This window comes from Rheinheimera soli (assembly GCF_031457405.1).
Taxonomy (GTDB): domain Bacteria; phylum Pseudomonadota; class Gammaproteobacteria; order Enterobacterales; family Alteromonadaceae; genus Pararheinheimera; species Pararheinheimera soli_A.
The window spans coordinates 131545-146069 of the sequence record NZ_JAVDWR010000002.1; the positions used below are offsets into that span (position 1 = coordinate 131545).

The window sequence follows — 14525 nt, forward strand, 5'->3', positions numbered from 1 at the left end:
TGTTATCCCTCGATGTCGGTTCCGACACGGTTAATTAAAAACTGGGTCAACATAGCCACAGGACGGCCTGTTGCACCTTTGTCTTTGCCACCACTGCGCCATGCAGTACCGGCAATATCCAAATGCGCCCAGTTGTATTTACGGGTGAAGCGCGACAGAAAACAAGCTGCGGTGATAGTACCGGCGGCACGGCCACCTAAGTTACTGAAATCCGCAAAGGGGCTTTCCAGTTGATCCTGATAGTCATCCCACAAAGGTAAACGCCATGCTCTGTCACCACTTTGATCCGAGGCATTTAAAATTTCATGCGCCAGCGGGTTATGGTTACTTAATAAACCTGAAGCGTGCTTACCCAAAGCAATGACACAAGCACCTGTTAATGTCGCGACGTCAATCACCACATCCGGGTCAAAACGCTCAACATAAGTCAAAGCGTCACAGAGCACTAAACGGCCTTCAGCGTCTGTGTTTAACACTTCAACCGTCTGGCCCGACATAGTAGTTAAAATATCACCTGGGCGATAAGCGCGGCCATCCGGCATGTTTTCTGCGCCGGCCAGCACAGCCACCATATTAATAGGCAAACCTAAACTGACCACAGCATGCATAGTTCCCAGCACTGAAGCTGCGCCACACATGTCGTATTTCATTTCGTCCATCGCATCGCTTGGCTTGATGCTGATACCGCCTGTATCAAAGGTTAACCCTTTGCCGACCAGCACCACAGGCGCGCTGTTATCCATAGCGCCGTTGTATTTAATCACTGCCATCTTGGCTTCATTTTCCGAGCCACGGCCCACAGCCACATAAGAGTGCATACCCAAAGCCGTCATTTCAGCTATGCCCAGCACTTCCACTGATACTTTATCGTGTTGCGCCAAAGCCACTGCCTGATCGGCCAGATAAGCCGGAGTACAGATGTTGGGCGGCATATTCGACACGTCTTTACACACCTTGATACCAGCAGCTACAGCCAAACCATGTTCAACGGCTTTTTCGCCTATGGTTAAATCGCGACGGGTTGGTACGTTAAAAACAATTTTACGCAGCGGGCGACGGGTCTCGTCTTTACGGCTTTTCAGCTTGTCGAATACGTACAAACAATCCTGGGTGGTTTCCACCGCATGGCGTACTTTCCAGTAGGTGTCGCGGCCTTTTACATGCAGCTCAGATAAGAAACACACAGCTTCCATTGAGCCGGTTTCATTTAAAGTGCTGATGGTTTTGGAGATGATTTGGCGGTACTGACGTTCGTCCAGTTCACGCTCTTTACCACAACCCACCAACAGGACACGTTCACTCAGTACGTTCGGTACATGGTGCAATAACAACATCTGGCCGGGTTTGCCTTCTAAATCGCCCCGGCGTAATAAATTGCTGATGTAGCCTTCGCTGATTTTATCCAGCTGTTCGGCAACCGCTGACAAGCGGCGCGGCTCATAAACGCCGACAACGATACATGCACTTCGTTGTTTTTCCGGACTACCGCTTTTTACGCTGAACTCCATGCTCACTCCTGATTCTAAGACTTTCGGCCACTATACCAAGTTAGTTCGGTGGTACAGTGGTCTTCTGTGTGATGATATTTTGTCCGGCTTTACAAAAAAGCTCGGATTTATCGCCACTTTAGTCAATAATAATTGCTGTAAACATCCAGTTTACTTAAAAATCGTCAGGGTTCCAGCAAAAAGACAGGTTTTAGGGGGCATTTTTGATTGTTTTTCGTTATCTGATTGGTGAAGTGTTTAAATCCCAATTAGCGGTCTTCCTGATCCTGATCACTATTATCATGAGCCAGCGCTTTGTGAAAATTCTGGCAGACGCATCAGACGGTGATATTCCGGGTCAGTTGGTGCTGACTGTTCTGGCATTAAAACTGCCACAACTGGCGGTGATCATTATTCCTTTAAGCGCATTTTTGGGCGTGTTAATAGCTTATGGCCGCATTTACGCTGACAGCGAAATGACGGTATTACATGCCACTGGCATCAGCGAATGGTATGTCACCCGCTTAACCCTGATGTTATCTGTAGTGGTGGCGTTGGGGGCAGGTTTTGTCACTTTGTATTTAAGCCCCTGGTCGACAGAACGTGAATACCAGATTTTAGAACAGGCCGAAGCCGATTCAGGCCTTAGCAGTTTAATTCCAGGACGTTTCCAGCAAACCTCCAATGAAAAAGCCGTGGTTTTTGTGCATGACATCAGCCGTGACGGTGGAGAGCTGGAAAGGGTGTTCTTAGCCCAGACCTCTTCAGAGCCAGGCGGTCAAACCTCTATTGTGTATGCTCAGTCTGGTTACGTGAAAGAAGATGCCAGCGGCGCTCAGTTGCTGGAGTTAAACAATGGCCGCCGTTATGCAGGTGAAACCCGTTCTCCTGGTTATGAAGTGGTGGAATTTGGTCAATATCAAATTCAAATTCGCGAACAACAAGTGGAACAAAAACGCCGTAAGTTATCCAGTTTACCTACGGCCGAACTTCGCAACCAAACAGGGCCTGAGGCAGCTGCTGAATGGCACTGGCGTATTGCTATACCACTTTCTATTCCTATTTTAATGTTGATTGCAGTGCCGCTGAGTAAAGTAAACCCACGGCAGGGCAAGTTTGGCCGCTTATTACCAGCCTTGGCTTTATACCTGCTGTATTACATTTTGCTGATTGCCAGCCGCTCAGCTATAGAGGACGGCAAAATTCCTGAACAATTGGGTATGTGGTGGATCCATGCGCTGGGCCTGACCTTCGGTATTGTGCTGTTGGTGAAACACCGTGCTGCGGGTCAAAAACTGAAAGCATTACTGACAGGGCGCGCCTCTCATGTTTAAGATCCTCGACCTGTATATTGGGCGCACCATATTAACCACAGTGCTGATGACTGTGACTGTACTGATGATTTTATCCGGCATGTTCAGGTTTATTGATCAGTTACGTTTAGTTGGCCGTGGTGATTACGACATGTTATCCGCTGGTTTATTTACCTTGTTCAGCGTACCTGGCGATTTGATTTTGTTTTTCCCTATGGCTGCTTTAATAGGCGGTTTAGTTGGGCTTGGTATGCTGGCCAGCAACAGCGAATTAGTGGTAATGCAGGCTGCGGGTTTGTCGCGGCTTAATATCATAGGTTCAGTGATGAAAACCTCGTTACTGATGATGCTAATTGTGATGCTGGTGGCTGAGTTTGGCGCACCAGTGGCGGAAAAAACTGCCCGTGAACTGCGGACTAAAGCGATTTCAGGCGGTGATTTAATTTCGGCAAGGCAGGGCGTCTGGGCCAAAGATGGCGATCATTTTATCAATATCAAGCAGGTAGACGACTTTGGTAATTTAACTGATTTAACCATTTACGAGTTTGACACCGATTTAAAATTAAAGGCTATAGTCAGCGCCAAAACCGCAGTTTTTATCAGCAATGCCTGGCGTTTATCTGACGTGAGCCGATTAAATTTTCGTGACGACAGAGTAGAGAAACATCAATGGCAGGAACAGCGTTGGCGTTCAACCTTAACGCCGGATAAGTTGGGCGTGGTGTCTATTAAACCTGAGCTGTTATCGCTCAAAGGCTTAACAGATTACATCGACTATCTGGACAGCAACCAGCAAGACAGCAGCAAGTTTGAATTGGCGTTCTGGCGCAAGGCCACTCAGCCTTTAACCATTATTGCTATGTTGCTGGTGGCTTTATCCTTTATTTTTGGACCTCTGCGCAGCGTCACCATGGCGGCCCGTATTCTGATGGGTATTCTGACAGGTTTTGTCTTCTATATGAGCGATCAGGTGTTTGGGCCTGTGGCTTTGGTGTATCAGCTTCCCCCCGTTTTAGGTGCAGTCTTGCCGTCGCTGCTGTTTATCGGGCTGGCGATGTATTTATTGCAGAAGAAATAGCGACGCCGTTGCTACAGTGGCAGCAATAAAAAAGGCAGAATTGATTTCTGCCTTTTTTGCTATCTGCAGCTTTAGGCTGCTTTACGATGCACATTCAGCTCTTTGCTTTCATCTTTGGTCAGCTTCACCACTATGGTGTCAGTGATTTGATCCTGCAGCGCCAAACCCTTGCCCCAGCGGATCCACAACCAGAAATTCCCCACACCCAACAAAGACACCACTAAACGCAGCAGCCCTTGTTTTAGCGTAATAGGAGAGCCATCGGGTTGTATCAGCAAAATACGCCAGGCCCGCATGCCGAGGGTTTGACCAGCTTTCACCCAGAAATAAACATAAAACCAGACAAACACCAACAGCGAATACAGCTGGAACCAAATGGAATGTTTCTGAATAAAATCAGCCTGATCCTGATAAGCCGCCAGCGAAACCAGACCCAGCTTATCCAGAATAGTTACAAGCAACAGCGCCAGACCCATAGCCAGCATCCAAAGCGCCGCTAAAATCAGCACGTCATAAACAATGGCCGCTAAACGGCGGAACAAACCCGCCTTTGGAGATTCGTGATACATCAGTGTGTCCTGATTTTTGTCGGTCCTTAAGAATTGCGCTAAGTGTATCACGCAGCTTAGTTTTTCCGAAACTGCTGCAAAAACACGCAACCAGACAGCCAACTGAAACTTTTGCTTGCGCCGCGCCATTCGCTTTGTATAATGCAAGCGTTTACTTCAGTACGACCCTCAATGCCTGGGTGGCGAAATCGGTAGACGCAGCGGATTCAAAACGCAAGGCGTCAACGAAGAATTTAGGCTTAAGTGGTTGATTAGTAAGTAGATAAAAAGATTGTATAAGTAAACCGAGCTTGTAAAGTCTTGTAAAGTTTTAGAAATGCCCCTTCTATATGCCTGGGTGGCGAAATCGGTAGACGCAGCGGATTCAAAATCCGCCGGGGGAAACTCCGTGTCGGTTCGAGTCCGACCCTAGGCACCAATATTTCTTAATTTTCATAGTATTACATTATGGTGTTTTCAAATACTGAATGATGTTATGAATTCACCAGTTTTACTTCTTCGAATGCAGTACCGCTAGATTAAGCTGACCTCGTAAATTCTCTGTTTTTTCTCATAACACTTTCGTTGGTGTGCATGCTTGTTTATGTAACTTCAACACCTAACAGACCTTTTCTATCTGCCTCCATAAGAAATGCCGATTTTAAAAACGCAGCTTCTGTCCAAGGAGACTCTGCACATGTTGCAAGTTCTGCTGCTAAGGCTTCGCTAGGCAGACGACCGTAATTTCGACATTCGATTTTTATTCGATTCATCCAAGCCTTGCTAATAGCTGTTGAACAGCACTTAGCTGATAATCGCTCTTTTATTCTGTAAAGGTGGTTCCAAGTATCAAGTTCTTGCTCATAGCCTTGACACTTTAGATCAACATTAACTTCGGATGTTTCCTTTGGCAGTTGTGAGTACGATATAAACTGAAGTGAGATTTCTATGTTGTAACTGCTTTTAGAATATGGAAAAAATGCTCTTCGAGGATTGCCGGCTTCATCTATTAACGGGTCTTTTGCGCCTTTATTTTGTGAGTTGCACTTGTGGCAAGCTGGAGCGAGGTTTTTTAAGTTTACAGAGTTAAATGGGTAAACGCTTGCTGGCAAATAGTGATCGTATGCTTCCCGAGTAGGATCATACTCGTTATCCATCGGTTGTAACCCGCAGAATGGGCAACAGGGCAGGTCATTTTTTCTTGCAAAATCTTTGTAATGTCCCTCTAAGTCCGTCCCAATCGTATCCTTTACAATCTTCAAGTTGAAAAAGCCGCCACTATATAATTTGGAAAAAAAGCCCCTAATTTTTTCATTTAGCTCTGTTTGAGCCAAAGAAGAATAACGCGCAGGGCTGACGTGCCCTTCACATAACGCTTGTATATTATTATTTGCCATAAACTGCTTTTTTAGCGCTTTTAGTTCAGGGGGTTGAAGCGCTTTGAAATCGTTAAAAATAGCATTCACGTATTTGTAGAAAATTGCGCCTGCACCATCCTCTTTGCCTGCTTTGTCTTGCCGGTCTAGCTCTTCCATAATTAAATACAGTTTTGGCATGCCTTTGAAAAGCTCCAAGCTGTATTCAGCAGAAGCAGCCTTACACCACACCTTGGCAAAAATGTATGCAACAAAACCATGCATATGGCGCATCTTGTGAGGTATTCGAGTGTAGGGAAATAGCATCAGTCGTTCTTACTTTCGATATGAGCTTTATCCCTGCGAGCTAAAACTTCTTGAATAGCAAGCGAACGCTCAATGGAATCCCCTAAAGTATCAATAATTTTCTGCGCCAGCTGACGTGGATCTTTTTCAGGAAATTCGCTAGACAGTAAATCTTGCAGGATACTTTTTGCATATTCACCAATGGTTTCGTTTTTTTTGAAAGTTTCCATTGTGATCAGATTTATCGAAGCACCCAACGTATTGTATTTAGGTGTTTCAATTGTGACGTTACCGCCTTGTTTTTCGAACACCAATACTTTGTCTTTCTTACTATCAGAAATTAAAAACGGCGTATGGGTGGTTAACAGCATCTCCTGGCTGGTGTCGCCATCTTTCGGGAAACACTGTCGCAACCGGCTGATAAAGTTGGCGCGCCAGTCAGGGTTAAAGTGGGTTTCCGGCTCGTCCAACAAAAACAGACTGTTGGTATTGCGAAATAGCAGGCACAAGCCGAGGCTATGGAGTAATTGGTGTTCACCATCCGATAGCTCTTTTAGCAACATCGGCTTATTTGCACCCTGTTTTGTAAAGTAAAAATTTTTAAAACGCATAATGCGCTTATCTGACGCCAATACAGGAATAGTTTCACTTACATAATGGCTATTGCTCTGGTACAAATCTGTTTTAAGTAACTCGGTAACCGTGTATAGGTTAAGGATTAATAACACCTGAAACGCTTGAAACAATGTAAGTGGGTCGTTGCTAAAGTTTTCACGGAACGCCTGTTTGGTTGCCTCATTTACCCAGTAATCTAAGAGCAGCGTGTCGTTTTTGTCATCTTCGTAGCACAGAGTGGCACAGCGTTTGAGCGCACTGACTATTTTTGATGAAGCGCTATCCCCCTCTAACAGCTGCAAAATATTTAAACGGTAACCGGTCGTCCCTTGTTCATCCTCGTAGGCGCTGAGCGCAGGATTATTTTTTAGAATACCTTCAAGTGTTTCTTGTTCACTTTCGTTTTCACTGGCAAATGCTGCGAGCTGGTTAGCATCAATGGTAATACTGCGCCGCAAAATGATACGAAACTCTTTCAGTGCCTCAATGCCAACATCCTCACGGAACGGTTTTAAGATTTCGTCAGGTTGAAATAATAAATTACACAGCAAAATTGCTTGGCTAAAACTGTTATCCAGATATGCCATGCGAGTTTCTGGGTAACCTGGGTAAGGCAGCTGCTGTGTAAGGGATTTCCAGTATTCATCAAACTGGATAAAGCGCATTTTAAAAAACGGTAGGCTTAATATTTCATTTTCGCCGGAGGAATAGCCAAGAACGTATTGGGGGAGAATTATATCGGCGTAGCCACTGCCAAATACTTCATTAATATCGGTATTAAAATCGCCCTGGTTCTCCCACAAAAATCGAACCGTCTCACCTTCGTTTTTCCAAACGCTTACCTTTGCCCATCTGGGGCTATCCGAAAGGCTGTATTCCTTAGGTACACGGATTAGATAATCAAGTTCAAAAGATGCTGGTGATAAATGTTCGCCGATGTTCTGCAGTATTTCCGGTAAAAAACTGCGCCTTACACGCCAAATTTCCAATTGATAAAAAATTGCGCTTAACACTTCCAACAGGTTTGATTTGCCACTACCGTTTGGCCCTGCACAGACGAATGGCGCAAAACTTTCTGCGCTCGTCAGTTCCTCTTGTAGTGTCCGTTTAGTACGAAAGTGATGCTCAAAACCACAGGGCAAACTACGAAAGCCGGCCGGATCAGTGATTTTCAGGCGAATAAGCTTCATGCACGCGTCCTGAATTCGATGGTATTTGCTTCATCATTGAATTGTTGCTGTATTTGCTCCTCGGCCAGTAAAGAGAATAACAGCGTTTTTATACGGCTATATCCTTCTGGCGTTACCACTTCTTGCTCAGCGAGTTTGCTCATTAAGTCGATAACAGGAAGTGGTTGGTCCCCAAACAATGCTTGTAAAATGTCGTCACGAGTGAAGATGTATCTGGGCTCATTTTCGCTATCGTCTTGTTGAATAGCTAAAGCCAGAAGAGAAGCGTTGACTGGGGGCACAGCAGCTTGCATAGCTGACACTACACTTTCAGATTCCGTCAATCGCCTCTCTGGATCAGGTAGCTGCAGTGCCGCTATTGCGTGTCGCATTTCAGAGAATGGGCCCACCGCGGCATTTATTATGGCTTGTTGGTCTTTCAGCCAAGCAATGTCCATCGTAGGGATTGTGTTGGCAATCTGTTGAGCTATTAAAGCAGCATTTTTTACTTCGGGTGTATTGCTTGCCGTCGCAATAGTCGTCGCCGCCCTGGCCACAGCACTCATATTTCTGAATTGATCCAGAGGCGTGCGCCAAAGGGCTGCCTGCTCAGACAATTCTCTTGCTGCCTTAAACACAGGTGAGTTAGCTATTTTTAGCGCAGGCATATTATTGAGCGCTTTCAGAAACACGGTATGCTGGCTATTAAACTTATTGAGTTTGCTGATTACCCGCTCACTGGATTTGAGTGCCTGCATTGAATCAGCAGAAATGTCAGCAACTTTATTAGTTCGATCTTTACTCTCTGGCAGAGGGAGCCTCGATAAATCTAGCTCACCTTTAAAGGCTTTTTGGCTCAGTGTACCGTAGAGTGATTTCAGATCATCCAGGCTTTGCTGGTAGCGGGATTTAAGCACTTCGACTTTTTGCGCGATGATGGCGAATTGATCTTGAAGTTCAGTTGGGGGATATGGAAACTCAAGTTTGTCCAAAATGCCTGTATTCATATGGGTGAACGAACCATCTGGACCTGTTTTTAAGCGGCCTACGCGGCCTTTGCAGTATGTCATCAGCGATACAAAATGCAGCGGTCGTAGCTCACTACCGAGTCGCAACCTAATAAGGTTAGTGCTGATGATCGCTGGCTTACCCTCCGTTCGCGCCACACACATTTTGCCAACCGTACCCGCGCGAGAAATAATGATGTCTCCATTCTCTACCGAATACGAGGCAAGCTCTTTGAATTTTTCTTTTGTTATCCACATTCGGAACGGCAATACCATAAAGGCACTAGGAGCAATGTTATCCATGTTCCACACCGGAATACCTGAATCTACAAATTCGTCTTTCTTTAACGCACTCCCGAATGGACCACATTTTGTTCCATCTTTAGGGTTGATATAGAACTCTGACAACTTTCTAACAGGGAATTTATGCGGGTTTATGATCGGATCACCAAACATCTCCAAAAACACGCTTTTGAGCAGGTCGTCGAGTTGTTGCAGGTGTTGTTTGCGCTGGGCGATCAGCCATTCAACTTTGCCGAGCAAATGGGCAATACGGATTTGGTCGTTGAGAGGCGGGAGGGGGATTTCAGCCTCTGTTAAATGCCCCAATTTGATGTACTTGATAATTCCACCTATGGCGCCTCTTCTAAGTCGTTCCATATACGTTTCGATAAAATAATAAAGATATTTCATCGATAAAACGGTTTTGTCTTTGTTTTGAATTACATAGGTGCGTTGATAGGCGTTAAATTTACCCTGGTAGTACTTAACATTTAAGTCACCATTCCCGGCGATGAGAACAGCTTCTGTGTCAAAAGCGAAGTCATTAATTTTGTATGGTTTTGCGGCACAAGTAAAAAATGGATACTGGCCATCTTCGGAACCAGCATTTACATCAAGCTTGCCGGTTCGAATATCTGTAATGCTACCAAGGTTGGTGAACTTCATACCATCATACCCTTCAATTCCAGCAACTCCCGCACAATGCCACTCTGCACTTTCGCCAGCTCCGCATAATCCACATCGCCTATTTCAGCTTGAATCAGCCGCTCTAGAATTACGCTCGGTGCGTCGTAATGTACCTCTTCAAATACATCTTTTTTGTAGCGACTTAGTGACAGGTCAGAGTCATTCTTTTCATTCACTATCTCGCTGTATGGCACCATAAAAGATTTAGCCGTGCGGTCAGTGTCTTTCTCGGCATTACGAGAGTGATATTTGGCAATGATATCTTGCAGATCGCCATAGCCCTCTTGCTTGCTACGCCTATCATCCAACGAATAGCCATCTGCAGCCATTTCGTAAAACCAAACGTGTTCTGTGGCCGGTTTATCGACCTTATCTTTCGGCCCCCAGACTTTAGTAAATAGCAAAATGGCGGTGCTAACTCCGGCATAGGGTTTAAATACGCCAGTGGGCAAGGTGACCACGGCTTTTAAATCGCAACGTTCTACCAGTAGTTTGCGCAAATCCTTAAAAGCCTTGCCGGCACCAAACAACACGCCTTGCGGCACAATCACAGCAGCTGTACCACCTTTTTTTAATAAGCGATAGATGTTTTCAACAAAGAGTAATTCCGTTTTTGTAGTGGCAAGCTGCAAGTTTTCATTGACGTCACCTTTGTCGATACTGCCAGTAAAAGGTGGGTTGGCCATGATGATGTCGTATTCGGCTTCCTGGTTGTAGCTTTTGCTTAGCGTATCTTTGTAATCGATATTAGGCTCGTCGATGCCATGCATCATCAGGTTCATCAGCCCTAAGCGCACCATGGTGCTGTCGATGTCGTAACCCCACAGCGACGCACTTAAAATAGCCTGGGCTTTGTCGGTAAGCGTTGCGGCAACTGAAGTGCGGATAAAACCGTCTTCATCGGGTTTGATATCAGTGGTTCCCGCTTTTTTGGCTAATTCAGTCACAATGTATTGATAGGCACCAAGCAAAAAGCCGCCGGAGCCACAAGCTGGGTCAGAAATTTTATGACCAAGCTGTGGTTGCACTAAATCTGCTACCAGTTTGATGATATGGCGCGGAGTGCGGAACTGACCGTTTTTGCCGGCGGTGGCGATTTCTGAAAGTAAGTATTCATAGACATCGCCCTGAATATCCTGAAAAGCCTGGCCTTTTTCTTTCGAGTCTTTTTCCATCACATCAAAGATTTCGTCAATCGTCCCCATCGCTTCTACTAGCAAAGACTCTTTGGGAATGATGAACACTGCGTTACGCATATGATGCGTAAAGTTGGATTCTGCTCCATTTAAATCTTTTAGAAACGGAAAAACCTTATTTGCAACATGAGGCAATCGATCTGTTGCATTCATTCGCTTGAAAAAACTCCAACGCAGCTCAGATTTTGGTATTGGACGTTGTTCGCCTTCCGGCCGGTTACGCTCTTCAGGTGGAATCCAATTACCCTCAAATTTTGATGTATATTTTTCTTCTGTCCATTCGGCATCGGCCTGGCGTTTTAAGTCCAGCTCGTCCAGCCGCTTCATAAATAACAGGTAAGTGATCTGCTCAATAGCCGTGAGCGGGTTGCTGATACCACCGCTCCAAAATTTATTCCATAGCTGATCAATCTTACTTTTTAATTCAGGATTGTTCTGTAACATGGTTTTACCTAGGTTAGGCAGCCAGCGCTTGGGCCAGCTGTAGAATTTCGTTTATTTCTGTCGGGTTGAATACGCCGCGAATGCCCTGTGGATGAAGCACAGTAAAAGGTGCGTTGATTAAGTCTTTCTTTTCCAGCTTTTCACGTTCGATAATGAAGTTTTTCAGCAGGTTTAAAAACTCCAATTGCCGGCTATTTAGCGTGGTATGGCTGCGAATGAATTGTTCAAAGGCACTACTGACTTCATCGGGAAAGCTTTTTAGCACCTCAATACCAAGAATGTGCCGCATAAACTGAATAAAACGCGCTTTGCGATTTTTATAAACCTGACGAAGCAGATCTTCCGTGATATTAGGATGTTCTTCGTGTAGCAGTTCGGCTAACTCATTGGCCTCTTCTGCACTAACCATCTGACCATTTTTTATCTTTTTAAGTACCGGGTTGTGTTCTGTCAGTTCAGTAATTAAATTTTCGACCATCTCACGGTAGCGCGTAACACTTACCGCCTCATTTTGCGGGCCAAACTCTACCCATTCCTTTTTATGCAGCTCGTCCATTAAATCGAGATACGTTTGCTCTTGCCCGGGATTTTTGTCCCGAAATTTCATTAATGGGCCGATCTTATTGATTAGCTCATCAAAGCTGCCTTCATTTGCTTTGTTCCAAAATGTGGTTGTTTGTGCAGCGCGAATGAGTTCTTCTTCGAGTTTTACAAAGGGCACGGACAGCGGCAGTTCACTGATTTGTTCAACGATGCCTTCTTTCAGGATTTCGGCTTGTGGCTTTTCTTCCCGCAATATTGCTAGTGAGTATTCCAGCACATCGCGCTCAAACCGCATGGCTTTAAAATCAGCTTCAGACACTGTACGAAATAACGGTTTAATTTCTGCCCGCAGAAATTCCAGTTTGTCGTGGTTGAGCGTAAGCCAAAAGTTGTTATCTTCAAGGCGGGCAAGTAAGGCTGCCGCCTCTTTAATGACCACAGAATTTTGTGGCAGGGCGACAATTTGGAGGTGCAGCTTGGCCACTTCACTCGCAGCGATATCGGCATGGCCGGTATCATTTGCAGCTTCTATTTTGTCCAGTCGCAAACCAACTAACTTAACCGGCAGCGCTAACTGGGGTTTTAGTTCTTTGCCTTTGGGATTGAGCTTGAAGTATTCAAAGTTATCCCAGCAGTCGATAATCAGGAAGACGTCTTTTTCCAAGCACCAGGGTTTGGGTTTATTGGTTTCCAGTAAACGCGTGCCGCGGCCAACCATCTGCCAGAATTTGGTGTAGGAATAAACCGGTTTTGCAAATACGAGATTGACGATTTCGCGCACGTCGATGCCGGTGTCAAGCATATCCACGCTAATAGCAATACGGGGCATGTCGTTATTAGTAAACTGGTCGAGCAGGCCGCCTTTGCCGTAAACGCGCGGATCGTCAGATACCAGTACTTTGGCCAGTTCACCGTGGTACTGCGGGTACAGTTTGTCAAAAATTTCTTCAATACGACGAGCGTGGGCTTTGGTGGCGCAAAAGAAAATAGTTTTACCGGGCAGTACACCGTTGCCATCCTTTATGGCTTCTTCCATAAACTCGCGTACGATCAGGGTATTGGTTCCCTTGTTGACCACTTGCTTTTCCAGCTGAGTACCTTCGAAGTTGATATCTTCAACTTCCTTGCCTTGCAATATCAGCTTTTTCTGGTCTTCCAGCGAAATAGTACGCTTGCTAATGCCTTCCATCTGGAATTTGGTTTGAATTTTCATTACCTGAAAATTACACAGATAAGGTGGAACATTGTTTACTGCTTCTTCGTAGGTGTAAGCGAAGGTGGGAATGCCATCTTCACAATGAAACAGTTCAAAGGTGTTGTGATCGATGATATCCGTGGGTGTTGCTGTTAAACCCATAGTGATGGTTTTGAAGTAAGCGAGCACCTCACCAAAGGTGTTGTAGATGGAGCGGTGGCTTTCATCGACCACGATAAAATCAAAAAAATGCGGCGAAAGGTGCTGAGTATCGTCACGAATAATATTTAGCATGGTTGGATAGGTAGCGACATAGATCCGTCTGTCTTTAGCAATCAGCTTCTCACCCACATTCGGCCAACGAGGCTCATTTGGCATGTGCTCTTTAAAAGCCGCCAAGGCTTGTTCACGCAGCGCTATACGATCTACCAGAAACAAAACTTTTTCAGCATGACCGGCGCGCATTAGCGCATCTGCTAGGGCGATACAGGTACGGGTTTTGCCAGTACCGGTGGCCATAACCAATAAGAATTCCCGTTGCTTTTTTTCAATTCCTTCCAAGACTGAGCGAATGGCGCGGATTTGGTAATCACGCCCGGCAATAGCGGTGTTGATTAACTCCTGCGTTAATGGTTTGCGGTTGCGGCGGATATAGGTAAAACGTTCTAAATCATCGCGCGTTGGAAAACCAACAATCTTGCGCGGCGGTGCGTTTTCCAAATCCCAGAAGTAAAGCTGATGGCCATTGGTGTAAAAACAAAATGGCAATTCACCGCCAATCTGTTTTTGAATGTTGTAACAATATTGCTTTGCTTGTTCCCGACCAAGAGCAGCATCTTTGCTTGTTCGTTTAGCTTCGACTACAGCCAACGGCTTCCCGTCTTTGCCTAATAAAACATAGTCACTAAATTGATGACCTTCGTATGGGGTTCTCGGTTCATCTATACCGTTTGGTAGTGCAGTAATGATATCAAACTCTTCCACAACCTGAGTGTGATCTTTGACGTTCCAACCCGCTAAGGCGAGTTGCAAATCTATAAGTTCAGACCTGGTTTTTGCCTCGGTTTTAGTCATTAGATGCAGCACTCCGTTTCAAATCATCTTTATCCGCACTGAAAGCTTACTTCGACCTACTTTTATACAGTCGTGATTAACTAAAGTTAGCTATTTTAATATGAGTTTGTTTTCTGAACTCAGAAAGCTAAATTTCGATATTCTGATATTTAAAAAATCAAGCAAACGAAAATATCAAGCTATCTCGAGCTGAGTTGCTTTTTAGTTAGCCAAATTTGGAACTTAA

9 protein-coding genes and 1 tRNA gene are annotated in these 14525 nt (G+C 45.1%); 3 read left to right on the plus strand and 7 right to left on the minus strand.

The window, feature by feature from the left end; genetic code table 11:
- Positions 1-2 precede the first annotated feature (2 nt).
- On the minus strand, positions 3-1508 hold the full coding sequence (gene pepA / locus J2W69_RS05350; protein ID WP_008897651.1) for a leucyl aminopeptidase: 1506 nt from the start codon (positions 1506-1508) through the stop codon (positions 3-5).
- A gap of 203 nt (positions 1509-1711) precedes the next feature.
- Between pepA and lptF the strand changes: the two genes are divergently transcribed.
- Together lptF and lptG are read left to right on the plus strand one after the other, a co-directional pair.
- The gene (gene lptF / locus J2W69_RS05355; protein WP_310275332.1) at positions 1712-2821 is read left to right on the plus strand and encodes an LPS export ABC transporter permease LptF; all 1110 of its coding nucleotides are present in this window, start codon (positions 1712-1714) and stop codon (positions 2819-2821) included.
- Entirely contained in the window at positions 2814-3878 is a 1065-nt protein-coding gene (lptG, locus tag J2W69_RS05360) for an LPS export ABC transporter permease LptG (RefSeq protein ID WP_310275335.1), read from the plus strand. The genes lptF and lptG overlap by 8 nt, the downstream gene beginning before the upstream one ends.
- A 71-nt stretch (positions 3879-3949) precedes the next feature.
- Here lptG and J2W69_RS05365 read toward each other — a convergent pair whose 3' ends face one another.
- The gene (locus J2W69_RS05365; protein ID WP_310275337.1) at positions 3950-4447 is read right to left on the minus strand and encodes an RDD family protein; all 498 of its coding nucleotides are present in this window, start codon (positions 4445-4447) and stop codon (positions 3950-3952) included.
- A 331-nt stretch (positions 4448-4778) separates the two neighbouring features.
- On the opposite strand from J2W69_RS05365, the gene J2W69_RS05370 reads away from it, so the two are divergent.
- Positions 4779-4865: transfer RNA gene (locus tag J2W69_RS05370), tRNA-Leu, on the plus strand.
- A gap of 163 nt (positions 4866-5028) precedes the next feature.
- Here J2W69_RS05370 and J2W69_RS05375 read toward each other — a convergent pair.
- From J2W69_RS05375 to J2W69_RS05395, 5 genes are read right to left on the minus strand one after another with little or no spacing between them, the layout of a single operon-like run.
- Positions 5029-6066 (minus strand): HNH endonuclease, encoded by a 1038-nt coding sequence (locus J2W69_RS05375; protein ID WP_310275339.1) that lies wholly within the window; start codon positions 6064-6066, stop codon positions 5029-5031.
- A gap of 41 nt (positions 6067-6107) precedes the next feature.
- On the minus strand, positions 6108-7892 hold the full coding sequence (locus J2W69_RS05380; RefSeq protein ID WP_310275341.1) for a restriction system-associated AAA family ATPase: 1785 nt from the start codon (positions 7890-7892) through the stop codon (positions 6108-6110).
- Positions 7889-9826 carry a restriction endonuclease subunit S gene (locus tag J2W69_RS05385; protein ID WP_310275343.1) on the minus strand — a complete coding sequence of 646 codons (1938 nt, stop codon included), beginning with the start codon at positions 9824-9826 and terminating at the stop codon, positions 7889-7891. The genes J2W69_RS05380 and J2W69_RS05385 overlap by 4 nt, the downstream gene beginning before the upstream one ends.
- Entirely contained in the window at positions 9823-11487 is a 1665-nt protein-coding gene (locus tag J2W69_RS05390; protein ID WP_310275345.1) for a type I restriction-modification system subunit M, read from the minus strand. The genes J2W69_RS05385 and J2W69_RS05390 overlap by 4 nt, the downstream gene beginning before the upstream one ends.
- A 13-nt stretch (positions 11488-11500) precedes the next feature.
- Positions 11501-14299: a type I restriction endonuclease subunit R gene (locus J2W69_RS05395; protein ID WP_310275347.1), complete on the minus strand. Its 2799-nt coding sequence runs from the start codon at positions 14297-14299 to the stop codon at positions 11501-11503.
- Positions 14300-14525 lie beyond the last annotated feature (226 nt).

Coding starts and splice junctions, on each gene's coding strand:
- J2W69_RS05380 (WP_310275341.1), bottom strand. CDS start 7,892: ATGAAGCTTATTCGCCTGAAAATCACTGATCCGGCCGGCTTTCGTAGT.
- J2W69_RS05395 (WP_310275347.1), bottom strand. CDS start 14,299: ATGACTAAAACCGAGGCAAAAACCAGGTCTGAACTTATAGATTTGCAA.
- J2W69_RS05390 (WP_310275345.1), bottom strand. CDS start 11,487: ATGTTACAGAACAATCCTGAATTAAAAAGTAAGATTGATCAGCTATGG.
- J2W69_RS05385 (WP_310275343.1), bottom strand. CDS start 9,826: ATGAAGTTCACCAACCTTGGTAGCATTACAGATATTCGAACCGGCAAG.
- lptG (WP_310275335.1), top strand. CDS start 2,814: ATGTTTAAGATCCTCGACCTGTATATTGGGCGCACCATATTAACCACA.
- J2W69_RS05375 (WP_310275339.1), bottom strand. CDS start 6,066: ATGCATGGTTTTGTTGCATACATTTTTGCCAAGGTGTGGTGTAAGGCT.
- J2W69_RS05365 (WP_310275337.1), bottom strand. CDS start 4,447: ATGTATCACGAATCTCCAAAGGCGGGTTTGTTCCGCCGTTTAGCGGCC.
- pepA (WP_008897651.1), bottom strand. CDS start 1,508: ATGGAGTTCAGCGTAAAAAGCGGTAGTCCGGAAAAACAACGAAGTGCA.